The sequence below is a fragment of the Streptosporangium pseudovulgare genome (assembly GCF_014648055.1).
Classification (GTDB): domain Bacteria; phylum Actinomycetota; class Actinomycetes; order Streptosporangiales; family Streptosporangiaceae; genus Streptosporangium; species Streptosporangium pseudovulgare.
On sequence record NZ_BMQJ01000015.1, the window covers coordinates 227,613 to 252,634 of the forward strand.

At 71.8% G+C, this 25,022-nt stretch carries 22 protein-coding genes; 11 read left to right on the forward strand and 11 right to left on the reverse strand.

Features of this window, described 5'->3' with window-relative positions:
* Positions 1–23 precede the first annotated feature (23 nt).
* Positions 24–362 carry a hydroxyisourate hydrolase gene (locus IEZ10_RS27655; protein ID WP_189249438.1) on the reverse strand — a complete coding sequence of 113 codons (339 nt, stop codon included), beginning with the start codon at positions 360–362 and terminating at the stop codon, positions 24–26.
* Positions 363–777: 415 nt separating this feature from the next.
* Between IEZ10_RS27655 and IEZ10_RS27660 the strand changes: the two genes are divergently transcribed.
* The 4 genes from IEZ10_RS27660 (at position 778) to IEZ10_RS27675 (ending at position 5,955) form a co-directional block, all read left to right on the forward strand.
* On the forward strand, positions 778–936 hold the full coding sequence (locus IEZ10_RS27660) for a hypothetical protein (protein ID WP_189249439.1): 159 nt from the start codon (positions 778–780) through the stop codon (positions 934–936).
* A gap of 366 nt (positions 937–1,302) precedes the next feature.
* Entirely contained in the window at positions 1,303–4,386 is a 3,084-nt protein-coding gene (locus IEZ10_RS27665; RefSeq protein WP_189249440.1) for an AfsR/SARP family transcriptional regulator, read from the forward strand.
* A 176-nt stretch (positions 4,387–4,562) separates the two neighbouring features.
* On the forward strand, positions 4,563–4,835 hold the full coding sequence (locus IEZ10_RS27670) for an acyl carrier protein (RefSeq protein ID WP_189249441.1): 273 nt from the start codon (positions 4,563–4,565) through the stop codon (positions 4,833–4,835).
* Positions 4,836–5,088: 253 nt separating this feature from the next.
* On the forward strand, positions 5,089–5,955 hold the full coding sequence (locus IEZ10_RS27675) for a GNAT family N-acetyltransferase (RefSeq protein WP_189249442.1): 867 nt from the start codon (positions 5,089–5,091) through the stop codon (positions 5,953–5,955).
* Positions 5,956–6,264: 309 nt separating this feature from the next.
* Here IEZ10_RS27675 and IEZ10_RS27680 read toward each other — a convergent pair whose 3' ends face one another.
* Both IEZ10_RS27680 and IEZ10_RS27685 read right to left on the reverse strand, forming a co-directional pair.
* A complete protein-coding gene (locus IEZ10_RS27680; RefSeq protein WP_229811703.1) occupies positions 6,265–7,446 on the reverse strand; it encodes an acyl-CoA dehydrogenase family protein in 1,182 nt (393 codons plus the stop codon).
* 309 nt (positions 7,447–7,755) lie between these two features.
* Positions 7,756–8,721, reverse strand: a complete 966-nt coding sequence (locus IEZ10_RS27685; protein WP_189249444.1) for a prephenate dehydrogenase — start codon at positions 8,719–8,721, stop codon at positions 7,756–7,758.
* 516 nt (positions 8,722–9,237) lie between these two features.
* Between IEZ10_RS27685 and IEZ10_RS27690 the strand changes: the two genes are divergently transcribed.
* The gene (locus IEZ10_RS27690; protein WP_189249445.1) at positions 9,238–9,648 is read left to right on the forward strand and encodes an SgcJ/EcaC family oxidoreductase; all 411 of its coding nucleotides are present in this window, start codon (positions 9,238–9,240) and stop codon (positions 9,646–9,648) included.
* Positions 9,649–9,754: 106 nt separating this feature from the next.
* On the opposite strand, the gene IEZ10_RS27695 is transcribed toward IEZ10_RS27690, so the two are convergent.
* Positions 9,755–10,780, reverse strand: a complete 1,026-nt coding sequence (locus IEZ10_RS27695) for a glucose-1-phosphate thymidylyltransferase (protein WP_189249446.1) — start codon at positions 10,778–10,780, stop codon at positions 9,755–9,757.
* Positions 10,781–10,973: 193 nt separating this feature from the next.
* On the opposite strand from IEZ10_RS27695, the gene IEZ10_RS27700 reads away from it, so the two are divergent.
* Positions 10,974–12,224, forward strand: a complete 1,251-nt coding sequence (locus IEZ10_RS27700) for a GNAT family N-acetyltransferase (RefSeq protein WP_189249447.1) — start codon at positions 10,974–10,976, stop codon at positions 12,222–12,224.
* 193 nt (positions 12,225–12,417) lie between these two features.
* On the opposite strand, the gene hpaD is transcribed toward IEZ10_RS27700, so the two are convergent.
* From hpaD to IEZ10_RS27715, 3 genes are read right to left on the reverse strand one after another with little or no spacing between them, the layout of a single operon-like run.
* Positions 12,418–13,413, reverse strand: coding sequence for a 3,4-dihydroxyphenylacetate 2,3-dioxygenase (gene hpaD / locus IEZ10_RS27705; RefSeq protein WP_229811704.1), 996 nt, complete (start codon positions 13,411–13,413; stop codon positions 12,418–12,420).
* A gap of 14 nt (positions 13,414–13,427) precedes the next feature.
* The gene (locus IEZ10_RS27710) at positions 13,428–14,417 is read right to left on the reverse strand and encodes an aldehyde dehydrogenase family protein (protein ID WP_229811705.1); all 990 of its coding nucleotides are present in this window, start codon (positions 14,415–14,417) and stop codon (positions 13,428–13,430) included.
* Positions 14,408–14,572 carry a hypothetical protein gene (locus IEZ10_RS27715; RefSeq protein ID WP_189249496.1) on the reverse strand — a complete coding sequence of 55 codons (165 nt, stop codon included), beginning with the start codon at positions 14,570–14,572 and terminating at the stop codon, positions 14,408–14,410. The genes IEZ10_RS27710 and IEZ10_RS27715 overlap by 10 nt, the downstream gene beginning before the upstream one ends.
* A gap of 430 nt (positions 14,573–15,002) precedes the next feature.
* Between IEZ10_RS27715 and IEZ10_RS27720 the strand changes: the two genes are divergently transcribed.
* From IEZ10_RS27720 to IEZ10_RS27730, 3 genes are all read left to right on the forward strand, one after another.
* The gene (locus tag IEZ10_RS27720) at positions 15,003–15,728 is read left to right on the forward strand and encodes a FadR/GntR family transcriptional regulator (RefSeq protein WP_189249448.1); all 726 of its coding nucleotides are present in this window, start codon (positions 15,003–15,005) and stop codon (positions 15,726–15,728) included.
* An 88-nt stretch (positions 15,729–15,816) separates the two neighbouring features.
* Positions 15,817–16,695: an aminotransferase class I/II-fold pyridoxal phosphate-dependent enzyme gene (locus tag IEZ10_RS27725; protein WP_229811706.1), complete on the forward strand. Its 879-nt coding sequence runs from the start codon at positions 15,817–15,819 to the stop codon at positions 16,693–16,695.
* Between the two features lie 241 nt (positions 16,696–16,936).
* Positions 16,937–17,725, forward strand: a complete 789-nt coding sequence (locus IEZ10_RS27730) for an alpha/beta fold hydrolase (protein ID WP_229811707.1) — start codon at positions 16,937–16,939, stop codon at positions 17,723–17,725.
* A gap of 252 nt (positions 17,726–17,977) precedes the next feature.
* On the opposite strand, the gene IEZ10_RS27735 is transcribed toward IEZ10_RS27730, so the two are convergent.
* Positions 17,978–18,817: a helix-turn-helix domain-containing protein gene (locus tag IEZ10_RS27735; protein ID WP_229811708.1), complete on the reverse strand. Its 840-nt coding sequence runs from the start codon at positions 18,815–18,817 to the stop codon at positions 17,978–17,980.
* A 207-nt stretch (positions 18,818–19,024) separates the two neighbouring features.
* On the opposite strand from IEZ10_RS27735, the gene IEZ10_RS27740 reads away from it, so the two are divergent.
* Both IEZ10_RS27740 and IEZ10_RS27745 read left to right on the forward strand, forming a co-directional pair.
* A complete protein-coding gene (locus tag IEZ10_RS27740; RefSeq protein ID WP_189249451.1) occupies positions 19,025–19,693 on the forward strand; it encodes an alpha/beta fold hydrolase in 669 nt (222 codons plus the stop codon).
* A gap of 127 nt (positions 19,694–19,820) precedes the next feature.
* Positions 19,821–20,261, forward strand: coding sequence for a GNAT family N-acetyltransferase (locus IEZ10_RS27745; RefSeq protein ID WP_229811709.1), 441 nt, complete (start codon positions 19,821–19,823; stop codon positions 20,259–20,261).
* Between the two features lie 118 nt (positions 20,262–20,379).
* Here the strand turns inward: IEZ10_RS27745 and IEZ10_RS27750 are convergent, their stop codons facing one another.
* From IEZ10_RS27750 to IEZ10_RS27760, 3 genes are all read right to left on the reverse strand, one after another.
* Positions 20,380–20,592, reverse strand: a complete 213-nt coding sequence (locus tag IEZ10_RS27750) for a DUF397 domain-containing protein (protein ID WP_229811710.1) — start codon at positions 20,590–20,592, stop codon at positions 20,380–20,382.
* Positions 20,583–21,107: a DUF5753 domain-containing protein gene (locus tag IEZ10_RS27755; protein WP_189249452.1), complete on the reverse strand. Its 525-nt coding sequence runs from the start codon at positions 21,105–21,107 to the stop codon at positions 20,583–20,585. The genes IEZ10_RS27750 and IEZ10_RS27755 overlap by 10 nt, the downstream gene beginning before the upstream one ends.
* A 449-nt stretch (positions 21,108–21,556) precedes the next feature.
* Complete coding sequence (locus IEZ10_RS27760; RefSeq protein ID WP_189249453.1) at positions 21,557–24,271, reverse strand: WD40 repeat domain-containing protein; 2,715 nt, start codon at positions 24,269–24,271, stop codon at positions 21,557–21,559.
* Between the last annotated feature and the right edge of the window lie 751 nt (positions 24,272–25,022).

Here is a 25,022-nt window from a genome sequence, read left to right on the forward strand (position 1 = left end):
GTGCCTGGGGACGCTGACACCCGTCAGCCGAATGAGCCGAAATACGTCGAATACGAGTACGGCGAGAGCTGGACCTGGATCTGGTAGGAGTCGGTCTCGTCGTGCATGCGGAAGAGGACGACTATCTCCGAATAGGCGGCGACGAGGCCGAGGCCGACGAAGTACCGGTCGCTTTCGAGGATGAGGCGGTAAACGCCGCGTTCGAAACGGCGGCCACTCCAGTCCCGGACACGGCCCTCGTGGTCGGTTTCGGCTTTGGCGTCGGGAGTCCAGTGGCCGCCCTCGGCGCACTCCAGCCGGATCCTGACACTGGCGGCCGGTCGGCCGTAGACACCGTCCAGTGTCTGAATAGCAATACCCATCTCACCGTCACCTGTCCAACGGGCCCGTCCACGGCGGCCCGGCTTAGGCGCTTTCGCCTTGGCCGCCCAGGCGGCACCGCTGCGAGCGCCGGCTCCGCCTGGGCTTCGTCCAAGGTTCGCGGACCGCGCTATCGGTTCACCTTCGGCCGCTTATCGGCCCGTCATGTCTTCGCCATCCGTCCGCCGCCCGCCCGCCCCGGCTTCCGTCGGCGGATGGCCGGGCCGCGGCCGGCCGGCCGCCACGAATCGCCGACCCGAATCCACATACGGACACGCCGAAAACCTCGATACCGCTTTTACCTGGGGCGATGCCCAGCGCGAAGGGAAGCGATAGGGACACGATGGTGGGCCGTGCGAGCGTCATCGGTGTCAGGAACGGCGTCCCGGCGACGCCGCCACGACCACGGAGGTAGAGATGAGCGGCAAGATCAGCAAGACCGTCGTGCGACTGGGTGTCTCGATCGTCATCGCCCTCGCGGGCGTCACCGTCAGCGGCGTGGCCGCGAACGCGTCTTCCCCGGTCCCGCCGCCGCCCACCACCCACCGCCCCATGTGCTGCAACCCCTGGGGATGACAGGAACACCACCGAACGCCGAGACGGCCGGGGACGCGAGTCCCCGGCCGTTTCGTGTTTTTCACCGGGTTGACAAGGGGAATCGCCCACGGGCACGCGGTTCGCCTGGCAACACCCCATTCCGCGTTGTACCATCCATTCACGAAACGGACAGAGCGTACAATCGCGAACAAGGTAGCGTTAGAGTGCTGATCTTGGAACACACCGCGCAGAACCCCTGGTGTTCCCGAACCATGCTTTACGTAAACTTCCTGTGACCAGGAAAGCCGGCTTCGGGGAGGTCCGTCACTTCCCGTGCCCCGCACGGCTGCAAAGCGTGAATGTCTCGCAGCGCCGGGGGGCGGAAGTTTCTTCAAGGAGATGCGCGTGGAGTTTCGCGTTCTAGGAGCGCTCGAAGTCACCGCGGACGGACAACGCGTGGATCTCGGTGGTATCCGGCAGCAGACCGTCCTGGCCACTCTTCTCCTGGACGCCAACCGGACGGTGGCCACGGGCCGCCTCATGGAGGCCATCTACGGGGACGACCCGCCCGCCACGTCGCGGGCCCAGGTGCAGATCTGCATCTCGGCGCTGAGACGGCTCTTCGCCGGTCACGGCGGTGAAGAGGTGATCGTGACGAGGTCGCAGGGGTACGCGCTGCGCGCCGACGACGAGCAGATAGACGCGTGCCGCTTCGAGAACCTCGTGCTTCGGGCCCGCCGCGCCCGTGACGGCGGCGATCTCGAGGAGGCCGTCAGGCACTACCGCGAGGCGCTCTCGCTGTGGCGGGGGCCGGCCCTGGAGGGCATCGACAGCCGGCTGGTGCAGTCGGTCGCGACCCGCCTCGCCGAGCAGCGGATCACCTCCAACGAGGACTGCCTCCAGCTGGAGCTCGACCTCGGCCGCCACCACGAGCTGGTCGGCGAGCTCACCCGGCTCGTGGAGGAGTACCCGCTGCGCGAGCGGCTCCTCGGCCAGCTCATGACGGCGCTGTACCGCTCGGGCCGGCAGGCCGAGGCGCTCCAGGTCTATCGCGACGCCCGGCGCACCATGATCGACGAGCTGGGCATCGAGCCCAACGAGCGGCTGCAGCAGCTCGAACACGCGATCCTCACCTCCGACGAGAGCCTCGACGCCCCCCAGGCGCCCGCGCGGGCCGGGGCCGCGCCGCAGGCCCCCGTCCCGGCGGTGCCCGGCATGCTCCCGGCCGGCATCGCCGACTTCATCGGCCGCGCCGAGCAGGTGGACGTCATCCGCAGGCGGCTGACCGTCGCCTCCGACGGCGCGGCGCGCTTCGCCGTACCGATCGTCGTGGTCACCGGCCGGGCGGGGATCGGCAAGACCAGCGTCGCGGTCCACGCCGCGCACAGCGTGATGGAGCACTTCCCCGACGGCCAGCTCTTCGCCAGCCTGCACAGCGGCGTGTCCCGCCCGGTCAGCCCGCTGCAGGTGCTCGAACGGTTCCTGCGCACCCTCGGCATACCCGGCACCGCCCTGCCCGACGGGCTGGACGAGCGGGCCGAGACGTACCGGACGCTGCTGGCCGACCGCAGGATGCTGATCGTGCTGGACGACGTGGGCAGCGAGAGCCAGGTCCTGCCGCTGCTGCCGGGCAACCCCGCCTCGGCCGTCATCATCACCAGCCGCAGCCGGCTCGCCGGGCTGGCCGGCGTCACCCACGTCGACGTGGACCTCTTCGACCCGGCCCACTCGGTGGACCTGCTCTCCCACGTGGCCGGGACCGACCGCGTGCGGTCCGAGTCGGGCTCCGCCGCGGCGCTCGCCGAGCTGTGCGGGCACCTGCCGCTGGCGCTGCGCATCGCCGGCGCCCGCCTCGCCGCGCGCCCGCACTGGAGCGTCGAGCAGCTGGTGGGCCGGCTGCGCGACGAGACCCGCAGGCTCGACGAGCTGATGCACGGCGAGATGGGCATCCGCGCCAGCCTCTCCCTGACCTACGACGGCATCAGCGAGGAGGCCCGCCGGCTGTTCCGGCGGCTGGCGATCCTCGACTCCCACGTCTTCTCCGGGTGGACCGGCGCGGCCCTGCTGAAGCAACCGCTCCTGGAGGCCCAGGACCTGCTGGACGACCTGGCCGACGCCCAGCTCGTCGAGGTCGTCGGCACCGGGCGGGGCGTGCACACCCAGTACCGCTTCCACGACCTCGTCCGGGTGTTCGCCCGGGAACGCCTCGCCGCCGAGGAGCCCGCCGCCGAGCGCGGCGCCGCGCTCAGCCGGGTGCTGAGCGGGCTGCTCATCCTCGTGGACGCGGCCCGATGCCGCGAGTTCGGGACCTGCCCGCAGGTCTTCGCGGAGACGGAGATCCCCCGGGTGCTGCCCGACGAACTGGTGCGGCAGCTCGTCACCGAGCCGATCGCGTGGTTCGAGCGCGAGCGCCCCCTCCTGGTGTACGGCATCCGCCAGGCGGCGCAGGCCGGTCTCGGAGAGCTGTGCTGGCGGCTCGCGACGACCGCCGCCACGTTCTTCGAGTCGAGGGTCTACCTCGACGACTGGCGCGAGACCCACGAGATCGCCCTGGAGGCCGCCCGCGGCACCGGGGACAAACGCGGCCAGGCGGAGATCCTGTACACCGCCGGCTCGTTGTCGTTCAACGAGCAGCGCTTCGGCGACGCGCGGCGTGAGTTCGAGGCGGCGGTCGAGCTCTTCCAGGCCGTCGGCGACGAGCGGCGGACCGCCCTGGCCGTCCGCAGCATCGCGACCATGGAACGTATGAACGGCCACTTCGAGGCGGCCGCGGAGGACTACGAGAAGGCATTGGGGATCTTCCGCTCCGTCGGCGACGACGTCGCCGCGGCGCAGACGCTGCACAGCCTCGCCCAGCTCCGCCTCGACTGCGACGACCCCGAGGGCGCGAAGACGATGCTCGCCGAGGCCCTGACGCTCAGCAAGTCCGGGGGTGACCGCAGGGTGACCGCCCAGGTGCTGCACCGCATGGGCCTGGCCCACCTCCAGGCACGCGAGTTCGGCCTGGCGGCGGGCGCCTTCGAGGAGGCGCTGACGGCGGTGCGGGAGATCGGCGACTCCACGGGCGAGGCGTTCAGCCTGCACGGCCTGGGCATCGCCCGGCTGCGTCAGGGACGCATCGCCGAGGCCGACGCCATGCTGCACCAGGCGCTGGAGCCGGCCGGCAGCTCCCGCCACCGGCTCGCCGAGGCGCAGGTGCTCGCCGGGCTGGGCGAGCTGGCCCTCGTGTCCGGCGACCCGGATCAGGCCGCCGTCCACCTGCGCAGGTCCGTCTCGCTGTTCCGCGGGATGCAGATCCCGCTCCAGGAGGCCGAGGCCCTCGCCCTGCTGAGCGAGGCGCTGCGCGCCTCCGAGGCCGACGCCGAGGCCGACGAGGCGCGGGCCAGGGCCCTCGAACTGACCGAGCGGCTCGACGTGCCGGCCGGGCGGAAGATCCGCGAGCGCCTGGGCGTGAAACGGCCGGGGGGCGCGACGCGGATCCTCACCTGACGCCGCCGGGATTTTCGTGACGGCCGTCCGGACCGCCGCGCTCGCACTCTCGGAGATGCGCCCGGATCACCGCGCCGTGATGATGAGGAAACAGGAATCGGCCTACGGACCTGCGCGGATCGCGGATCTGCTCACACGCCGCCATTGACGTTTGTCTGGCGATGGGAGGAACCCGGATGAATGGCAATCGTCCCGGCGAGCTCAGCCTCTCGGTCATCGAGGGCAAGGTCGCGGAGATCTGGAAGCACGTGCTCGACGTGCCGGACGGGATGGAGGACGCCACGTTCTTCGACCTCGAAGGGGAGTCGATCTCAGCGGTCCGCCTGGTGTCCCGGATCGAGGATGAGCTCGGCGTCTCCATCGACGTGGGCGACATCTTCGAGGAGGACCCGAACCTGGAGGCGCTGGTCCGGAAGGTCGCCGGCCAGGCCGAGGTCTCCGCGGTCTAGCGGTCCCGGGCACGGACACACGGACACGGGAAAGGCCGTTCCCTTCCGAGAGCCCCTCGGAAGGGAACGGCCTTTCCCGTGTCCGGCCCATGGTTCTCCAGGCTCACGGCCCGGGACCCACGGTCGTTCACGGGCCCGCATCGCGATGAACCGGTCGATCGGACACCTCCTGCTCCCGCCCCGCGCGCCCGGCTGCTCCACCGGACCGGAAATTCGGGTGCGGACCATCGGTGGGATGGTGTGTCATCGGAAGATGAAGGTCAAACTGGGCAGGCCGGGGGCCGATGGGCTCGGTGACATGCTGCGGGTGCTGGCGGAGTGGCAGGACGACAGCGCGCCCGTGCAGTTGCACCCGGGGGATGTGGGGTGGTTCTGGCGGTTCGGTGCGCAGCGGACGGCGGAGGCCACGCGGACCTGGAGCCGGGCCGGGCAGGTTCTGGCGATCGGGCTGCTGGACGGTGCGGAGCTGCTGCGGTTGGCGTTCGCTCCTCAGGCGTTGCGGGACGAGGAGCTGGCGCGGCAGGTGGCCGAGGACGTGTCGGCGCCTGAGCGCGGGGTGCTGCCCAGGGGCAGGGTGTACGTCGAGGCGCCGACGGAGGCGCTGGTCCAGGACCTGTTGTCCGAGGACGGCTGGGAGAGCGGCGAGCCGTGGACACTGCTTCGGCGTGACCTCGGGGCGCCTGTGCCGGATCCCGGCGTTCGCGTCGAAGTGGTCGGGCCGGAACAGGCGGACGAGTGGGCCGCGGTCCTGCGGGCGTCGTTCGACGGGTCGACGTTCACCGGCGAGCGCTGGCACGCGATGGCGGCGGGTGCACCGTATGCCGACGCGCGGTGCCTGGCCGTTCGCGATGAGCGGGGCGAGGCGGTGGCGGCCGTGATCGTGTGGTCGGCGGGTGAAGGCAGGATCGGGCTGATCGAGCCGATGGGGGTGCACCGGGCGCACCGCGGTCACGGTTACGGCCGGGCGATCACGCTCGCCGCGGCGCGGGCACTCCAGGAGTCGGGTTCGTCCAGCGTGGTCGTGTACACCCCGAGCTCCAACGTCGGCGCCGTCGCCACCTACCGGTCGGCCGACCTGGAGCAGTTGTCCGAAAGACGGGACGTGTACCGCAACGCTTGAGATTTTCGGTGTGTGGCCGGGGTGCGGTCGGAGAGAGAACGCGGGCAGAGATGCCAGGCGCGTGGCACGGCCGGAGCAGTGGAGGCGGTGACGCCTCTTCGGCGCGGCCGTCTTTCCTGCTCGGCGGTCTCCTCCGAAGCCCTGACCGGCTCGCCGCCCGCCACCACTTCGGCGGCGTGGTGGTGGGCGGCGAGCCGTGGTGGAGTCCACGCCGACCGGGTCGAGGCCGGCCGGCCCGCGGGCGGCGGCCGGCCGGGATCGCGGACCGGAGCGCGGGCGAGTCCCTCCGGCCTCGACTCCGTACAGGCCCTAGATGTAGAAGGTGTCGGGCTCCAGGCCGCAGAGGATGCGGCCGTACAGCTCGGCGTTGGTGTTCGGGTGCATCAGGGCGTGCAGGTTCATGGCGCTGATGTCGCGGGCGATCCGCTGGATCGGCACGTGGGTGTAGATCGACGACCCGCCGCTGGCCGTGGCGTAGATGTCCACGGCCTCCTTGGCGAGGCGGCACGCCGCCCCCATGTCCGCGCGCGCCTTGACCCGCTCCTCCAGCGTCCACTGCTCGCCGCTGACGCCCTTGCCGTCCACCAGGCCGGCCAGCCGTCCCGCGTGGAACTCGGCCTCGTCGACCTTCATGGCCGCCTCGGCGACCTGCAGGTGCGTCAGGGGCGCCTCACGCTGGCTGGAGTACCCGGTGTAGGTGATCTTCCGCTCGGGGAGCCGCTGGAAGAACGCCTCCTGGGCGGCCTTCGCCAGGCCGACCGCGGTGCCGACCGAGGAGGCCGAGGCGACCGGCAGCAGCGGGACGCGGTAGATCGGCGAGGCCGCGTTCAGCTTCGAGGCGTACTGCCCGGCGAGCACCGCGGGCAGGGGCAGGACGCGCTCGGCGGGGATGAAGACGTCCTTGGCGACGGTGCTGACACTGCCGGTGCCCTTCAGGCCCGAGGTGTTCCAGTCGTCCACGATCTCCAGGTCCGACATCGGGACCAGCGCCATGATCGGCATCGGCTCGACGCCCGGACCGGCCTGGATGGCGATGATCTCCTGCCAGTGGCTGTGCCAGGCGCCGCTGACGAAGCCCCAGCGGCCGTTGACGACCACGCCGCCGTCCACGGGGGTGGCCATGGCGCTCGGGCTCAGCGTCCCGCACACCCGGACGTCGGGCGTGGAGAACACCTCGTCCTGGACCTCGTCGGGGAACATGCAGGTCATCCAGGTGGGGATCCAGTAGACGGACGCCGTCCACGCGGTGGATCCGTCGGCCTTGGCCAGCTCGGCGGCGACCTCGACGAGGGTGCGGGTGTCGGCCTCGTAGCCGCCGTAGTGGGCGGGCACCCTCAGCTTGAAGACGCCGGCGTCGGCCAGGGCCTGGATCGACTCGTCGTGAAGCCGACGGTTCTCCTCCGACCAGGCCGCGTTCTTCCGCAGCACCGGCAGCAGTTCGGACGCGCGGCGAACGAGCTCTTCCCGCGCCGGGACATCGGTCGTCAGCACCATTTCCTCCTAGTCGTCGTCGACGAGCCCCCGAGAACCGCTCCCCGGCCTCCGGCTCGCGACGCGTACAAGGCCGGCACGCTCGTCCTGTCGTCCGGGAAACACGGACCGGGAGGCGCCCGCCGGTGATCTCCTCACGAATGTCGCATCCGCGTACGGCCGCGGCACCTTCGTGAGTGCGCTCGTCCCCCCGGTGGGGCGGGGAGGACCGGGCGGGGCGAGAAGTCCTCCGGGGAACGGCGGGAGCAGCGGTCCTTCGACGGAAACGGGGGAACGCCGGAAACGGCGGGAAAGGAACGGAGAAGCGGGTCAGGCCGCCGCCTTCGGCGCCGCGGGGTGTCCGCCCGCCACACCGGCCGGGCGCGCGCCGGCGAGGAGGGCACGACCGCGGTTGCCCCGGACGAGCAGGCCGGCGAGCGCGCCCGGCGTCCCGGCCGCGCCGGTCATCCCTGACACACCGGATGCTCCGGGCACACCGGACGCCCCGAACGCGCCGGGGTCCGCCCCCCGCAGCGCGGACGCGACCTCGGTGAGGTCCCGCACCACCGCGTCGAGCACCTCGGCGATCGGGCCGGCGTTCTGCCGCAGGATGTCGCACCACAGGTCGGGGGAACCGCCCGCGATCCGGGTGACGTCCCGCAGGCCCTGGCCCGCCAGCGCGAGCGTGGTCTCGTCGGCCCCCGCGAACCTCGCCGCCAGCGCCGCCGCCACCAGGTGCGGCACGTGGGAGACCGCGGCGGTGACCCGGTCGTGGGCGTCCGGGCGGACCAGCCGGTGCTCGGCCCCGCACAGCGCCACCAGCTCCGTCACCAGGCGCACCGCGTCCGGCCGTGTCGCCGGGTGCGGGCACAGCGCCCACCGGCGGCCGGCGAACAGGTCGGCGCGCGCCGCCCCCGGCCCCGACGACTCCCCGCCCGCCATCGGATGTCCCGGCACGTAGACCGAGACGTCGCAGCCGGCCGCCTCGGCCTCGGCGAGGATGCCCGCCTTCGTGCTCGCGACGTCGGTGTACACCCGGCCCAGCCCGCGGTCCTGGGCCTCGCGCAGCACGCCGGGGACCGTGGACGGCGGGGTGGCGATGATCACCACGTCGGCCGGGCGGTCGCCGCGGGCCGACGCCGTTCCCGCGCCCATCCGCTCGGCCTTGCGCACCGCGTACGGATCGCGGTCGGACAGGGTGACGTGGACCCCCGTACGGCGCAGCGCGAGCGCCACCGACGCCCCGATCAGGCCGCAGCCGAGAACCGCGGCACGGCGGATCTCCGTCGAAATCATCAGTCCTCCATGGGGTGCGCTCCGGCGCGGGACGGCCGGCCACCGCCTCGGGGACGGCCGGGGACCGCCGCGGAGGCGTCCGGAAGCGGAGCGGAGACATCCGGAAGCGGCACGGTCATCGGCCGCACCGTCAGTCTCCCGGCGCCGCGTCCGGCGTTCCAGGCGGAGGGCCCTCAGCAAGGTGCCGGTCACCGGCAACTTCCTGCCAGCGCCCCGCGCGGGGCCCTCGCCGGCCATCACCGGTTCGTCCGGGTCTCCCGCCGCGATCCCGTCCCCACTCCCCCGGCCCGCGCGGGGAGGCCGTCCGCCCGGAGGCCGGGCAACCGTACGGAGCCACTCTCCCGGCCCGCGCGGGGACGCCCGCGAAACGGACACCGCACGCCGAGAGGTGCGGCGTCCGGCGCCGGGCGACCACGATGCGAATGTGCGGGCCCGCGAGGTCGCGGGGCGATCCCCTTCCCTCCGCCGGCCCGCCGGGCCTGCCCTGTCCCAGCCATCGAGTGAGGGAACGCCAGCATGAGCGCATCACCGACCATCACCGACGACATCACGGCCGTCAGCGAGGTGCCCAAGCGCATCATCGCCGCGTGGGCCGCCAACGACGCCGACGCCTTCGCCGAGGTCTTCACCGAGGACGCCACCATGGTCCTGCCCGGGGTCTTCGTCTCCGGCCGCGACGGGATCCGCGGCTACATGGCCGGGGCCTACGCCGGTCCCCTCCGGGGCACCCGGGTGGCCGGCGAGCCGATCTCGGTGCGGTTCACCGGCGCCGACGGCGCCATCCTCGTGACGCGGGGCGGCGTCCTGGTGGGCGACGAGACCCAGCCCGCGCCGGAGCGCGCGGTCCACGCCACGTGGGTCCTGGCCAAGCAGGACGGCCGGTGGCTGCTCACCGCCTACCAGAACTCCCCGGCGAACGCCGTCTGACGCCTCCCGGCCGCCGGCGCCTGGCCGCGGACGGCGCGCGGAACGGACGCCGGACACGCGAAGGGGGACCTCCCGCCGGAGGTCCCCCTTTTCCGTGCCCGGCCCGTCAGGCGACCAGCTCGACCCGCGTGTGGTCGCCGACCAGCAGCCGGTGCTGGACCTTCTCCCGGTCGGCCGGCATCACGACGGCAGACCGCCCGATCATCGACCCGTACAGACCTGGGACCTCGGAGATCGTCGCGCCGTCCAGCACGATCGAGTCGGCCAGCCGCGTACGGCGCAGCACGCAGTCCTGGCCGATGGAGACGTCGGGCCCGAGGTGGCAGTCCTCGATCAGGGTGTTCGCCCCGATGATGGCCGGCCCCTCGATGACGGACCGCACCACCCGCGCCCCGGGGCCCAGCACGACCCGGTCGCCCAGCTCGGCGAGCAGCCGCCGGTTGCACTCCAGCACGTCCTCGGCCCGGCCGGTGTCCTTCCAGTAGCCCCGGTACTCGCTGGCCCTGACCGCCGATCCCCGGTCGACCAGCCACTGGATCGCGTCGGTGATCTCCAGTTCGCCGCGGGCCCCGGGCCGGATCGCGGCGACCGCGTCATGGATCCGGGCGGTGAAGAAGTAGACGCCGACCATGGCCAGGTCGCTGCGGGGCCGGGCGGGTTTCTCCACCAGCCGCCGGACCGCGCCGTCCCGGCCCAGCTCCACGACCCCGAAGGCGCGCGGGTCGGCGACCCGGTGCACCACGACCTGCGCCGCCGGCCGGCCGGCCCGGAACTCCTCGGCGATGGTCTCCACACCGTCGGGCAGCATGTTGTCGCCGAGGTACATCACGAAGTCGTCGTCGCCGAGGAACGGGCGGGCCAGCGCCACGCAGTGCGCCAGGCCCAGCGGCCGGTCCTGCGGGATGTAGGTGACGCGCACCCCCAGCCGCGACCCGTCGCCGATCACTCCGGCGATCTCGGCCGCCCAGCCGCCGACGATGACGCCGACCTCGGTGACCCCGAGGTCGCGGATGTTCTCCAGCACGTGCTCAAGGACCGGTTTGTTGGCGATCGGGATGAGCTGCTTCGGCATGGAGTAGCTGAAAGGACGCAGGCGGGTGCCAGACCCGCCGGACAGCACCAGGGCCTTCATGCGGCCAATTCTTACAGTCCCCCGGGAAACGCCTTTCTCTGCTTTTGCCGACTTCACCCGCAGGCGCGCGCGGGCCGGTGGTCCCGCATTTCAGGAGATGTTCCGCTCATGAGGCGGTGTGAGGATACGAGGGCGAACGCCGTTCACCGTAATCCGGTCGAAAACCCGAGTGTGGCAATCCGGAGGCTACCGAATGAAGAGCAACGACCTTGGGGAAGCCGTGGCCGACGACATCACGATCGAGGTCCCGACCCACGAGGACTGGGACGACATCTACGCGACGTTCTCCGCGGGCATCAACATCGACGGCGACCCGCAGAGCCGCGAGGCCGAGCGCGAGCTCTTCGAGCCCGCCCGCTCGCTGGTCGCGCGGAGCGGCGGACGGGTCGTCGGCACGCTGGGGTGCAACACCCGGCAGATCGCCGTCCCCGGGGCGGTGATCCCCGCCGCCCACGGCTGCCGCGGCGCCGTCTCCGCCGGCGCCCGCCGCCAGGGCCTGCTGACCAAGATGATGCGCCGGCACTTCGAGGACGCCCGTGCCCTCGGCGAGGCCATCACCCTGTGCTGGGCCAGCGAGGCGCGCATCTACCACCGCTTCGGCTACGGCCTGTCGATCCGCCGGATCGGGCTCAACGTGAACTCCCGCGAGGTCACCCCGCCGCCCGGCAAGGGCGCAGGAAAGATCATCGAGGGCAGCCCCGCCGACCTGCGCGACGCCCTCGTCAAGGTCTACGACCAGGTGTACGCCGAGCAGCCCGGCTGGTCGGAGCGGACCGAGGCCCACTGGGACTACCGCCTGGCCGACCTCATGTCGATGCGGGCCGGCGCCTCGGCGCTGCGGGTCGTCCTGCACGAGGGCGACGGCGGCGTCGACGGCTACGCCCTGTGGCGGGTGCGCGGCAACTGGACCGGCAACGGCCCGATCGGGCAGGTCGAGCTGGTGGAGCAGGTCTCCACGACCCCCGAGGCGTACGACGCGCTGTGGCGGTTCCTGCTGACGGTGGACCTCACCCGCTCGGTCACGACGTGGTCGTGCTCGGTCGACGAGCCGCTGTTCTACTGGGTCGAGGAGCCGCGGCAGCTCGCGGCGCACCTGTGCGACGCGCTGTGGATCCGCGTCGTGGACGTCGCCAAGGCCCTGGAGTCGCGCCGGTACGCCGCGCCCGTGGACGTCGTGATCGACGTGACCGACGAGTTCATGCCGGTCAACACCGGCCGGTGGCGGCTGACCGGCTCGCCGGAGTCGGCGACCTGCGTCCCCACCTCCGACCCCGCCGACCTGGCGTGCGACATCCGGGCCCTGGGCGCCCTGTACATGGGCGGGACGTCGATCCGGACGCTGGCCGGCACCGGGCTCGTCCGGGAGCTGACCCCGGGCGCGCTGGCCGCCGCGGCCCCGGCCTTCGGCTGGCACCGCTCCCCCTCCGCCTTCGAGCTCTTCTGACCGGCGCCGAAGCGGCCGCCGGACCGTGCGCGGGATCTCGCCCCGCACCCGGGGCGCGGTGGGATCCGGGTCTCCCGTCCCCCACCGCGCCCCGGTCGCGGCCGCCGGCTACCGGCTCACAGCTGCTCGCCGAGCTTGAAGCCGCGTTCGACGTCGCCCACCCGGGTGTAGGAGAAGCCGTCGGCGCCGACCGTCACGGCCATCTCACTGGTGTGCGTGCGCTCCACCGGCGGCACGGGGTCACCGTCGAGGTCGAGCACCGCCGACGCCTCGGTGTACCAGCTCGGGACGACCGGGTTGCCCCACCAGTCGCGACGCTGGTTGTCGTGGACGTCCCACGTGACGAGCGGGTTGTCCGGGTCACCGGTCCAGTGTCCTGCGTGTAGATCTCCACGCGGTGACCGTCGGGGTCGAGGATGTAGAGGTGGAAGGCGTTCGAGACGCCGTGACGGCCCGGACCGCGCTCGATCCGGTCGGAGACCCGCAGAGCGCCCATCTTGTCGCAGATCGCGATGATGTTGTGCTTCTCGTGGGTCGCGAAGGCGACATGGTGCATGCGCGGGCCGTCGCCGCCGGTCATCGCGGTGTCGTGGACGGCCGGCTTGCGGCGCATCCACGCGGCGTACACGGTGCCCTCGCCGTCCTCGATGTCCTCGGTCACCCGGAAACCGAGGTCCACCAGGTGCTTCGCCGCCCGCGGAACGTCCGGCGTGACCAGGTTGAAGTGGTCGAGGCGGACCAGCGCGCCCGGAGTGTGCAGCTCGTAGCGCCAGGCGAGACGCTCGACGTGCTCGACCTCGTAGAAGTACTCGACCGGGAACCCGAGCGGGTCCTGGACGCGGACCGCGTCGCCGATGCCCCTGACGAAGCCGTCCTTGCGGCGCTCCACCCGGCAGCCGAGCTCGGTGTAGAACGCGACCGCCCTGTCGATCTCCTCGGGAGAGCGGACCCGGTAGGCGAGCGCGGCGACGGCGGCCACCGGGCCCTGGCGCAGGACGAGGTTGTGGTGGATGAACTCCTCGAACGTCCGCAGGTAGGTCTCGGTCTCGGTCTCCTCGGTGACGACGAGGCCGAGCAGGTCGACGTAGAACTCGCGCGACTTCTTCAGATCGGTGACGACCAGCTCCATGTACGCGCACCGGACGATGTCGGGCGCCGGGGCCTTGGGGGTGGGGATGTCGGTGGTCACGGTGCTTTCCTCGCTCACTTCCGCGTCGTGAACGACGGGGCCGCCCCGGGTCCGCGGCCGAACCGCGGCGAGTGGGCGTCGTTCAGGGTGATGTGCACGGCCTGCTGGTCCGTGTAGAAGTCGATCGACCGGTAGCCGCCCTCGTGGCCGGGACCGGAGGCCTTCACGCCGCCGAACGGGGTGCGCAGGTCGCGCACGTTGTTCGAGTTGAGCCAGACCATGCCCGCGTCGACGCTCTGGGAGAACGTGTGGGCGCGCCTGAGGTCGTTCGTCCAGATGTACGTCGCGAGGCCGTACCTGACGCCGTTGGCGGGCCTGAGGGCCTCCTCGTCGTCTTCGAACGGGGTGATCGCGACGACCGAGCCGAAGACCTCCTCCTGGAAGATCCGGGCGTCCGGCCTGACGTCGGCGAAGACGGTCGGGGTGACGTAGTTGCCCTCGGGGAGGCCCTCCGGACGGCCTCCTCCCGCGACGAGACGGGCCTCTTCCTTGCCGATCTCGACGTAGCCCATGACCTTGTCGTGGTGCTCGGGGTGCACGAGCGCGCCGGCCTCGGTCGCGGGGTCGTGCGGGTCGCCGACCACGATGTTCCTCGCGCGTTCGGCGTAGCGCTCCACGAACTCGTCGTAGACGGATCGCTCGACGAGGATGCGGCTGCCGGCCGTACAGCGCTCGCCGTTGAGTGAGAACACTCCGAACACCGTCGCGTCCAGCGCCGACTCCAGGTCGGCGTCGGCGAAGACCACGGCGGGCGACTTGCCACCGAGTTCCATGGAGAGGCCCTTGAGGTACGGCGCCGCGTTGCCGAAGATGATCTGCCCGGTGCGGCTCTCGCCGGTGAACGAGATCAGCGGCACGTCGGGGTGCCTCACCAGCGCGTCGCCGGCGTCCTCACCGAAGCCGTTGACCAGGTTGAAGACACCGTCCGGCACACCCGCCTCACGGAAGATCTCCGCCCACAGCGAGGCCGACAGGGGGGTGAACTCGGCGGGTTTCAGCACCACGGTGTTGCCGGTGGCCAGCGCGGGGGCCAGCTTCCAGTCGCGTGGTAGAGCGCGTCCGCGGCGTGGTCGAGCTGCACGCCGGGGATGCCGAATATATGGCTGACGCCGTTGGCCGCCGGTGAACGGGCGAGAGCCTCGCCGCCCGTCATGTCCATGTGTCTCCTTAGGGAAGTTCATCGGGCGAGGGTCGGGTGAGGCGGGCGTCGGCGGGAGACGCGGCCTGACCGGCTCCGCCGCGTGACCGGGACGCGTTCCTCCGTGGCGGGCGGCGGCGGCCCGCCGTGTCCGGGGCCGGGCTCGGCCGGACCGGCTGCGGCGTCCCGCCGGATGCCTCGTGCCCGGTGCCGGTGTGTGACGGCGGCCGGTCCGACGGCGCGTGCGCGATCTTCGCCCCGAGGGCGATCGAACCCACCGCCCACCTCTTCTGAACCGAGCCGATCTCGCAAACCATATATATGATTATGATTATTCGAGGAGAGTGTCAACCATTTGTATGGTTTCTATTGATCGGGGCGCGCGGAAGACACCCCTCCGCGCGGCGAACGATCTACAGTTGACGGGTCACCGTCCATGGGAGAAGCCGGAATGTACGACGCAGACACGGTCACCCAGGTGACCTTCGACCGCAGCGACGCGCGGTCGTCGATCGCCGAGACGCTGGTGGAGCGCCTCGAGAACGCGATTCACCGCAACCACCTGGCGCCAGGCCACCGCCTGGGCACCAAGGACGAGCTCCGCCAGCAGTTCGGGGTCGCCCCCGCGACGCTGGCCGAGGCGATCCGCGTGCTGCGGCTGCGCGGCGTGCTGGACGTGCGCCCGGGGCCGGGCGGCGGCATCTTCGTCGCCGAGCAGTCGCCACTGGTCCGGCTCGGCCACGACATGCTCCAGCTCGGCGCCGACGGCGCGTCGGTGAAGCACTGCCTGGCCGTCCTGGACGTGCTCGACCAGGAGGTGGCGCTCGACGCGGCCGCCCACCGCACCGAGCGGGACATCCGCGAGCTGACCGAGATGATCGAGCAGCTGCGGCAGTCCTGGCCGGACGCCGCCGCGGCCCAGCGCCGCAACTGGGACCTGCACCGCCGGCTGGCCCTGATCTCCCCCAACGCCCTGCTGCGGACCATGTACACCCGGCTGGTCGACTACATCAGCAGAGACCTGTCCTCCGCCATAACCGCGGAGGACTTCCGCAAGGGCTCGGCCGACCGGCTCCAGGTGCACGTCGACCTGGTCGAAGCGGTCATCCGGGGCGACCAGCGCGGCGCCGAGGCCATGGCCCTGCGCCACCGTGGGCTGACGCGCGACGACCGCTGATCCCGACGACCCGGAAGGGGCCGGCGCCGGACGGGCGCCGGCCCCTTCCTCGTCTTGCGATTCGACAAAAATCATTATATAGATTTACGTGATTTGGTCCTATCGCAAGAGGAGTGAGGTGATCGTCAAGCACCGCGCCGCCATCGACGGGCTGGTCGCCTACAAGCCGGGCCGGGCTCCCGCGGCGGGCCGCCCCCAGGTCAAGCTCTCCTCGAACGAGATGTCGTTCGGGCCGCTGCCGGCCGTGCTGGACGCGATCTCACGCGCCGCCGCCACGTTGAACCGCTATCCCGACTTCCACCGCGTGGAACTGACCGAGGCGCTGGCGAGGCGGCACGACGTGGACCCGTCGCAGGTGGTCGTGGACAACGGCTCCGGCGCGCTGCTGCAGGTCCTGGCCTCGGTCATCGCCAGCCCCGGCGACGAGATCCTCCACGCGTGGCGGGCCTTCGAGAGCTACCCGATCGTGACCGCGGTCTCCGGGGCGACCGGGGTCACCGTCCCGCTGGACGACCGGCACACCCACGACCTGGCCGCGATGGCGGCGGCGGTGACCGACCGGACCCGGATGGTGATCGTCTGCAACCCGAACAGCCCGACCGGCACCGTGGTGTCCCGCGACGGGCTGGACCGGCTGCTCGACGCGCTGCCCGAGGACGTGCTGCTCGTGCTGGACGAGGCGTACCAGGACTTCGTCACCGACCCCGGCTCGCCGTGCGGCATCGATCTCGCCCGCGAGCGGCCCAACGTCGCCGTGCTGCGCACGTTCTCCAAGGCGTACGGCCTCGCCGGGCTGCGGGTGGGGTACTGCGTGACCCGGCCGGAGACGGCCGAGCTGATCAGGAAGGCGATCGTCGGGTTCTCGGTCTCCACCCTGGCCCAGGCCGGCGCCCCCGCCGCGCTGGCCCCCGAGGCCGCCGCCGCCAGGGAATCAAAGAAACGCCATTTTCACCGTATATATGGATAAAACGCCCAGTTAGGCGGGGAATCGCGGGAGAACTCCCGAGGCGGTCACCCTCCGGTCGAACCGTGGAATTGTCGGACCGCCGGAATAGCATCCTCGAAGATGCCAGCCGGGCCACGGATGGTGCAGGCTGGTTCCACCGGGTCTACCTTTTCCCGTGGGGCCGGCATATGCCGCCATCGCGCGCGGCCCGGTGGGGCACGACCGAACTGTTGTCCATATCCACCACACAGAGAGACTCATAATGGACGTAACGTCAGCAGACGGCACCACCATCGCTTTCGACCGGTCCGGTGAGGGGCCCGCGGTCATCCTGGTGCAAGGTGGGTTCAGCGACCGCTCCCACCCGATCTGGACGGGTATGGCCGCCGCTCTCGCCCCCCACTTCACCGTGTACAACTACGACCGCCGGGGACGCGGCGACAGTGGTGACACGCAGCCGTACTCGGTCGAGCGGGAGATCGAGGACCTCGAAGCGATCATCAAGCACGCCGGCGGTGAGGCGATGGTGTTCGGCGGCTCCTCCGGCGGGGCGCTCGCCCTGGAGGCCGCGGCCCACGGGCTTCCGATCACCAAGCTCGCCGTGTACGAGCCGCCCTACATCGTCGACGACAGCCGCGCGCCGGTCCCCCACGACTTCGAGGCCCAGCTCGCCGACCTCATCTCGGAGGGCCGCCGCGGTGACGTGGTCGCGCGCTTCATGACCGAGGCCGCCGAGGTCCCCGCCGAGATGGTGGACCAGATGCGCCAGTCCCCCTACTGGGAGGGCATGGAGGCCGTCGCGCACACCCTCGTCTACGAGGCCGCGGTCGTCGGCCCCGGCAACCAGCTGCCCGCCGAGCGGCTGACCCGCGTCACCGCCCCCACGGTCGTCATGACCGGCGAGAACAGCGCCCCCTGGATGGGCAAGGGCGGCGCCGCGGTCGCGGAGAAGCTGCCCAACGGCGAGCACCGCGTCCTGGAGGGCCAGGCGCACGACGCCTCCCCCGAGGTCCTCGGCCCCGCGGTCGCCGAGTTCTTCAAGGCGAGCTGAACACCGGTCCCCCCACGGCCCGGCCGCCCGCCGTACGACCCGCGCTCGCGGGTACGGCCCGGCCGCGGCGATCCGGAGGCCCACCCTGACGGCCGCCGGGAAGACACTTCTTCCCGGCGGCCGTCGTCATGCCCGGCCCCGGATTCCCGGCCACCGCGCCATACCGCGCCGCGCCGCGCCGCGCCGCGCCGAAGAAGCCTCAGGCCATGACCGCCGCCGCCTGAGCGCCGCGGCTGAGGCCGTACATTCCGTTCACCTCGAGGGCTCGGCCGCCGCCGGGTGCCGAGAGGCGTCGGCGGTGGTCCGGTGACCGGCCCGGTAGCGGCCCGGGGTCGTCCCGATGATGCCGGTGAACGCCGCGATGAAGCCGCTGGGGTTGGCCCATCCGCAGGCGTAGGCGGTCCGGGTGGTGTCGTGGCCGTCGGCGAGGAGCACGAGCGCGTGATGGACGCGCAGCTGCGTGCGCCATTCGTAGAAGGTCATGCCCAGCTCGGCGCGGAAAAGCCGGCTGAGGGTGCGGGTGCCGGCTCCGACCGTCTTCCCGAGTTCGGCCAGCGAGGAGTTGTCCGCCGGATTCTCGGACAGCACCCGGGCGATTCCCCGCAACCGGTCGTCCCGCGGCTCCGGCAGGTGCAGCGGCTGCTCGTGCGCTTCGTGGAGTTCGTCGACGAGGACACGAAGGAGGCGGTGGCGCGCGGAGCGGCTGTAAGCGGGCACGGCGTCACCGTGGTCACGGGGACCTGGCGCGGCGTCGCCGTGGTCGCGAGGGCCGGTCAGGGCGAGCAGGACCTCGCGGGCGAGGCCGGAGGCCAGGAACACGGCGGGACGGTCCGGGATGAGCCGCGCGAGGGACGGCGGGAGGAAGACGATCCGCATGTCGGTGTCGCCGTGGGCTCGGTGATGGTGCGTGAACCCGGCGGGGGTCCAGGAGACCCGGTCGGCGGGGACGATCGACGTGCCGCGCTCGGTGTGAACCGCCAGAACACCGCCGGCCGCGTACACCAGGTGTCCTCGCGCGTGCGACTGCACCGCGCTCGTCCCGCCGGACGGCCAGAGGTGGCGCCCGCCGGACGGCCACACATGCGACGTCACACCGGCGCTCGGGCGAGGTTGGCGGCGAACAGGCATCGGTTGGCATCCTATCGGTGGGCGGCCACACCCCCGATCTGGTGACATTTCCTCCGTGCGAAATGGTTCCCGGCCGCGCGGAGCGTCCGGCCGGAGCCGCATGTCATCGAGGCGGCGCGCCTCGATGCCGCGGCCTGAGGAGATGCCGCGGTTCGAGAAGGGGAGAGACACATGGCGACGTTCATCCTCGTACCCGGCGGCTGGCACGGCTCCTGGGCGTTCGAGGCCGTGGTCCCGCTACTGGAGCGCGCCGGTCACGCCGTCCACGCCCTGACCCTGACCGGCCTGCGGCCGGACGACGACGACGCGACGGTCGCGACCGCCAACCTCGACACGCACGCCGGCGACGTACTGCGGCTCCTCGATCGCGCCCACATCACCGATGCGACACTGGTCGGCCACAGCTACGGCGGGATGGTGATCACCGCCGCCGCCGACCGCGCCGGCGGCCGGGTCTCACGACTGATGCATCTCGACGCCTATGTACCGCGCGACGGCGAGTCCTGCTGGTCATTGACGACAGAGCGCTACCGGGAGGCGTTCGCCGCCGGCGCCACGGCCACCGGCTACGCCGTCCGGCCGCCGGACGGCGGCGATCCCCGCCGCCGCCCTCATCCCCTCGCCTCGTTCCTGCAGGCGGTCCGGCTCACCGGCGCGCTCGCCCGGATCCCCCACCGGGAGTTCGTCTACTGCTCGGGCTGGGAGGACCGGACGCCGTTCGCCGGACTCCGCGCCCGGCTCCAGGCCGATCCCGGGTGGCGGGTCCACGACCTCCCGACCGGCCACAACGCGATGCGTGAGGCCCCGGAGGCGGTCGCCGCGCTACTGCTCGGCGGATGACGACAGGACCCGATCCGCTACCGCCTTCAGCGGCCCTGCGGCGACCTGGGCGATCAAATGAAAAGCCTTCCTGAATATGCTTGGGCGCGTCGCTTCGTGCCGGGAACGTCAAGGAGACCCGTAATTGGTGATCATCGCTCAGGAGACGTCGTTCGACGAGGCAGAGGTGGCCGAGCTCTACGACTCGGTCGGCTGGCACCCGTGGACGCGCGACGTCGCCCGGGTGTGCCGGAGCCTGGCCAACTCGCACCTGGTCATCACCGCCAGGGACGAGTCGGGCCGGCTCCTCGGCCTGGCACGGACGGTGTCCGACGACGAGATCGTCTGCTATGTGCAGGAGCTGCTGGTCAACGCCCGGCACCATGGCAAGGGCGTCGGGCGCCGGTTGCTGGAGCACCTCAAGGACCGGTACGCGCACTGTCGCTACTTCGTCCTCACCACCGACCACGAATCCACCCCGGAAGGCCCCGCCAACCACGCCTTCTACCGCCGTCTCGGGCTGATCGAGCACCACGAGCAGGGCCTGTCGGCCTTCGGCCTGCGGGTACGCGACCCGAAGAGCCTCTAGAACAACCCTTGGACGGGTACGCGCGGGGCCGTCTTCTTCTCGGGGACGGCTTGCCACGACAGGTGCACCCGTGACCGGGGAGCCCTCCTGCGCCGGGGGCTCCCTCACGCCTGAGAGATCAGAAGTCGAACTCGCCCTTCTTCGCGCCGTCGATGAAGGCGTCCCACACACTCGCGCTCAGCACGAACGGCGCCTTCTCCGGAGCCTCGGAGTCACGCAACCCGACCCGCCCACCGGACAACGGAGCCACCTCCAGACAGTTGCCCTGGTTGGACCCGCTCTTGGTGGCCTTGCGCCAGGCGGCGGTCTTCAGCTCGTCGCTCAGCTCCACAGTCTCTCCGCCTCTCTGATCAGGGTGAGGGACACATGCCGGGGCTGCGCCTCGGCACGCAGGATGTCGTATCTGCTGCGGACAGCATCGACGTCCTCCGGGCAGCTTGTCACGTGTCCATTGGTTGTCGATTCGATGTACGCCGCGTCCGAGTCCTCCGGAAGCTGCGCGATCACGAAGCCGCCGAGAATGCCCGTGGTCACCCCGAGGGTCAGGGGAATGATCTGGACGCCGATCCGCGGCGACTCTACGGCCTCCAGAATCGCCTGGAGCTGACGGCGCATGGCTTTCCTGCCGCCGATCAAACGGTGAAGGACCCCCTCGTCGATGATCGCCCGGAAAAGTGGTGGTTTTTCCCGGTTGAAGATCTGCTGCCGTTCCATCCGGGCAGCGACGGCTTTCTCCACCTGCTCGTCGGATATGCCGGGCTCGCCGCGAATGACGGCCCGCGCCACGGCGCCCCGGCCCGTTCGTGCCAGAGGACCTCGCCTGAACTGGATGCCGCCGCTGATCACGTCGCCGTCCCCCCTGCCAATCGGGAGACGGGGCATTGCATCCGAACGGAAAGTCCCGTTAGCAGAGCAGCGTTGAGCGGCTTGCCGTGATTTTCCGTTCAAATGCGTCTCGCCGAAGGGCTTTCACAGGTCATGACTCATGCAGTCGGGTGGCCTGGACGGCTGTGACGCGGGCGGCGACCGGCCGCCGCCGCTCGACCCGGCCTTCTACCGGGCCCTGGAGTCCCCCGCTGTGTTCCCCCGGGACACCCGGTTCGTCGCGGGGCTGGCACACGAGGCCCAGGATCCCGCCGACCAGCGGCAGGTGCTCAACATCGTGGAGGGCATGCTGTCGCGTGGACGTCTCGCACACCTGCGGGCTCGGCCGGCGCTCGCCGCAGAACGCCCGGCACGCCCCGGCCAGAGCGCTCGCCCTGGCCGAGTCTTGAGCGCCCCTCCTCAGGTGCCGCTCACCACGGCTCCACGTCGGCCCCCAGGGCGGTGATCCACAGGGCGCGGAAGGCGTGCCCCGCCCGGCCGTTGAAGTCCCCCGCCGAAAGCCCGGCGAGCAGGTTCACCACCGCGCCGAGATGCCCGCACGTGGCGGCCTGCACGATGAGCTGCTCGGTCGGGTGCTCGCGCTGCGTCCGCGGTGTCTTCATCAGCGTCGTGTGCGCCTCGGCCAGCGCCGCGAGGTCCGCCTGCGTGGGCCGGGGCCCGGGACGGACGTCGGCCTCGGCCCGGGTGAGGAGTTCCTCCCACGCGTACCCGTCCCCGTGGACCGCGGCCCAGTCACGGACCAGGTCCGGCCGCCCCAGAGAGGCGAACAACTCGGGCGCCTCCCAGCCGTCGAACCAGCCCTGCGCCTGCCAGGGCTCCGCGCCGTCGCGGAAGGTGAGCAGCTCACGGGCGAGGTCGTCGCGCCCGGTCAGGACCAGGTACGCCAGCAGCGGCACGCTGTAGAAGGTCGACGGAGTGTCCCCCTCCCGCCACAGGGCCCGGGCCTCCTCCACGCGACCGCATTCGATCAGCGCCCACGCGACCGCCAGACGGTGCTCCCCCGGATTGGTCTCGGGCTCGATCGCGGCCCGTGCCCGGCCGAACCACGCCTCGGCCCGTACGTCCCCGAGCGCGGCGTAGGCGCCCGCCATCGACGAGGCGACGAAGGCCACGTTGTACTCGTCGAGCACGGCCTCGACCCCGGCCTCGGCGGGCGCCAAGAACGCGCGGGCCTCGTCGCGACGCCCGGCGGCGGCCAGGATCAGCGCCACGTCGGCCTGTCCCCTGACCCGTTCGGCCGCGGTCGGGATCGCCTGGAGGAGGCTCGCCGCACCCGCCGGCTCACCCCGGCGCGCCCGCAGTCGCGCCGCGTGCCGGAGGTTCTGGCTCACGTGGTGGTCCCAGCCCTCGTAGAGCGGCGCGACCGAGGTGATCGCGAGCTGGAAGAGGTCCTCCACGGTGGCGGTGTTCGGCGGCGGCCACGCCACGGGCCCCGACGGCGCTTCGGCACGGTCCCGGAACCCCGCGAGGCGCTCGGCCAGCGACTCGTCGGCGCGCTCGGCGGCGGTGGTGGCGTCCGGGACGACGTCGAGCGCGCCCCAGCGCGTCGGCCAGCCGAAGCGCCCGTCGAACGTCCAGGCGAGCAGGCTGTCGAGGGCGCCCCGCCGGTCGGGAGGGGCGATCACCAGCCCCGATTCGAAGGCCACGGCCCAGGTGTCGTCATCGAGCGCGAACGTCGGGTCGACGCGTGCCTCTTCCTTCCCCCGCAGATCCATCCCGATGTCATCGCCGTCGAGCTCCAGCGGACGCGGGTCGGGCGGCGCCTGCATGAAGGTGAAGTCCCCGGTCGTCTCGCCGGTGGCCGCCCGGACGAACCGCAGGGCGGTCGCGCTGACGGAGACGAGCACCCCGTCCGCGCCCCACGCCACGCCGAAGGCCTCCTCGGGCGCCGCGAAGGACCGCAACCAGACCGGACCGTCGCCGAGGTGCCAGACCTCGATCCGGCCGGTGGCGGTCAGCGCCGCCGCGTGCAGCCCGTCCGGCGACCACGCCCACACGGTGCCGTCCACGTCGTTCCGGTCGTTCTCCATCAGCGCGACGTCCACGTCGTAGCGGTGCCACCCATCGTCGTAGACGGCGACGCGGGGCCGGGCCCGTCCGCCGCCGGGCACCACGACCGCCAGCCGGCCGACCATGCCGCGGCTGCCCCAGGACATCTCGGTGGCGCCGGGGTGTCCCTGCGCCGTCGCGACCGTCCGGCCGGTCATGGCGTCGGCGAAGACCAGCTGCCCGCGCAGGTGGCGGGCGACATAACGCTCGTCCTGGCTCCAGGCCGGGACGTTCTCGCGGGTTTCCGCGTCGGCGAACCAGGCCACCTGCCCGCTCGCCATGTCGATGGCGCTCGCCCAGTCGTCCCCGTACCCGTGCAGGCGGGTTCCGTCCTTGGACCAGAAGGCCCGGCTGAAGAACAGCCCGTCGTCTTCGAGCCGTGCCTTGACCTCCGTCGGCAGGGCCTCGGGCAGGAACCCCACGTCGTCGTCGCCGTACACGCTGCCTTCGGTGAGCGGCGCGACGCAGCCGCGCACGTCGTGCGGGGTCCACACCCCGATGTAGGCGCGAGTGCCGTCGGGCGCGAAGGCGAAGCGGGGCGGTCGTGAGCTCCCGTCGGTCACGTAGGCCTCGCCGATCGGCTCCGTCTCCTCGCCGAACGGGTCCCACAGGCCCACGCCGTTGGTGTTGAAGGCCAGCGCGATCCGCTGCCCGTCGGCCGACCACTGGATCGTACGCACGTAGCCGGGCCAGCCCACCCCGCCCTCGATCCCATCGAGCACGTTGACGCACCGCGCGGAGGCCAGCTCCCAGACCTGCAGGGCGCCGCCGCGTTCGTAGTCGTCGCCGCACCAGCTGCCGATCGCGAGATACCGGCCGCAGGGACTCAGCGCGAAGCCGTTGATCTCGGCCGGGTGCCCGTCGGGATGGCGCAGCACGGCGCCGGCGTCCTTGAGGCGCTCGGTCGCGAATCGGTGCGCCTCGGTGATCCCGTGGGTCCGTTCCAGCTCCGCGAGCGCGGCGCGCAGGGGCGGGAGGTCGTGGGCCGGTGTGAACGCCGGCCAGTCCGCTCCGTGCAGCGCCGCCAGCAACGCGTCCGGACCGGCCGAGGGCAAGGGCAGGTTCATGATCGCCATAACGGGCGACGATAGTGAACTGGATGAGTGGATTTGCGGGATTCACGCAAATGGCTCAGCTGGCCAGTCCCGGCGCGGGGTTCGTCTCCGGCCAGGTGCTGTACGTCGCTGGCGGGCCTGTGGGCTGACCTGTGCCCCTGATCCTGCTGCCGGCCTTGGCCTGCGGGGTGGCGGTCGGCAACGTCTACTTCCCGCAGGCCGTCAGCCCCTCGATCGCGGCCGCTCGTGCTCACGGCCGGCGGTCAAAGATCCCGTTCGCCCGGCTCCCGCGCCGAGGACACCACGGCCGCCGCGGGCTCGACCTGCTGGCCGCCGTGCCGAAAGTTGAGGACCCTGCTGGTGACCGGGGTACTCGCCGTCGAAGATGGTGAGGAAGCCCTCGCCGAGGGTGTAGCGCTGCGGGGTGTATGGAGGTAGACCGAGCAGAGACGCGACGGTGTCGCGGTGGCTGTGGTGCGCCTCGACCAGGCGGAAGAGCCCAGGAGTGGAAAGCCTCGCGGTCCGCCGGCGGCGGCGCCGGGGCCAGACCGCCATCATTTTCCGGGCCGGACCTTCGGCCGTACGCGTCGCTACTGTCAACTTCGATGCCGCGCTTCCATGTCCGCTTCCAGTTGCCGTGACGGACTGTCATCTTCAAGGCCGCCAGACAACGGGGCCGGGACCGCACTGAGCGTCCTGCGCCGGTCCGGGCGGCGAGTTCCGCCCGGAGCGCCGCTCGCCCCTCCCCGACGCCCAGCGGTCGATGGAGTCG

Bases quoted from the DNA above. Each gene is read 5' to 3' on its own strand.
- IEZ10_RS27655 (WP_189249438.1), bottom strand. From the start codon at position 362: ATGGGTATTGCTATTCAGACACTGGACGGTGTCTACGGCCGACCGGCC.
- IEZ10_RS27660 (WP_189249439.1), top strand. From the start codon at position 778: ATGAGCGGCAAGATCAGCAAGACCGTCGTGCGACTGGGTGTCTCGATC.
- IEZ10_RS27670 (WP_189249441.1), top strand. From the start codon at position 4,563: ATGAATGGCAATCGTCCCGGCGAGCTCAGCCTCTCGGTCATCGAGGGC.
- IEZ10_RS27675 (WP_189249442.1), top strand. From the start codon at position 5,089: ATGAAGGTCAAACTGGGCAGGCCGGGGGCCGATGGGCTCGGTGACATG.
- IEZ10_RS27685 (WP_189249444.1), bottom strand. From the start codon at position 8,721: ATGATTTCGACGGAGATCCGCCGTGCCGCGGTTCTCGGCTGCGGCCTG.
- IEZ10_RS27690 (WP_189249445.1), top strand. From the start codon at position 9,238: ATGAGCGCATCACCGACCATCACCGACGACATCACGGCCGTCAGCGAG.
- IEZ10_RS27695 (WP_189249446.1), bottom strand. From the start codon at position 10,780: ATGAAGGCCCTGGTGCTGTCCGGCGGGTCTGGCACCCGCCTGCGTCCT.
- IEZ10_RS27700 (WP_189249447.1), top strand. From the start codon at position 10,974: ATGAAGAGCAACGACCTTGGGGAAGCCGTGGCCGACGACATCACGATC.
- IEZ10_RS27715 (WP_189249496.1), bottom strand. From the start codon at position 14,572: ATGGACATGACGGGCGGCGAGGCTCTCGCCCGTTCACCGGCGGCCAAC.
- IEZ10_RS27720 (WP_189249448.1), top strand. From the start codon at position 15,003: ATGTACGACGCAGACACGGTCACCCAGGTGACCTTCGACCGCAGCGAC.
- IEZ10_RS27730 (WP_229811707.1), top strand. From the start codon at position 16,937: ATGGACGTAACGTCAGCAGACGGCACCACCATCGCTTTCGACCGGTCC.
- IEZ10_RS27740 (WP_189249451.1), top strand. From the start codon at position 19,025: ATGGCGACGTTCATCCTCGTACCCGGCGGCTGGCACGGCTCCTGGGCG.
- IEZ10_RS27760 (WP_189249453.1), bottom strand. From the start codon at position 24,271: ATGGCGATCATGAACCTGCCCTTGCCCTCGGCCGGTCCGGACGCGTTG.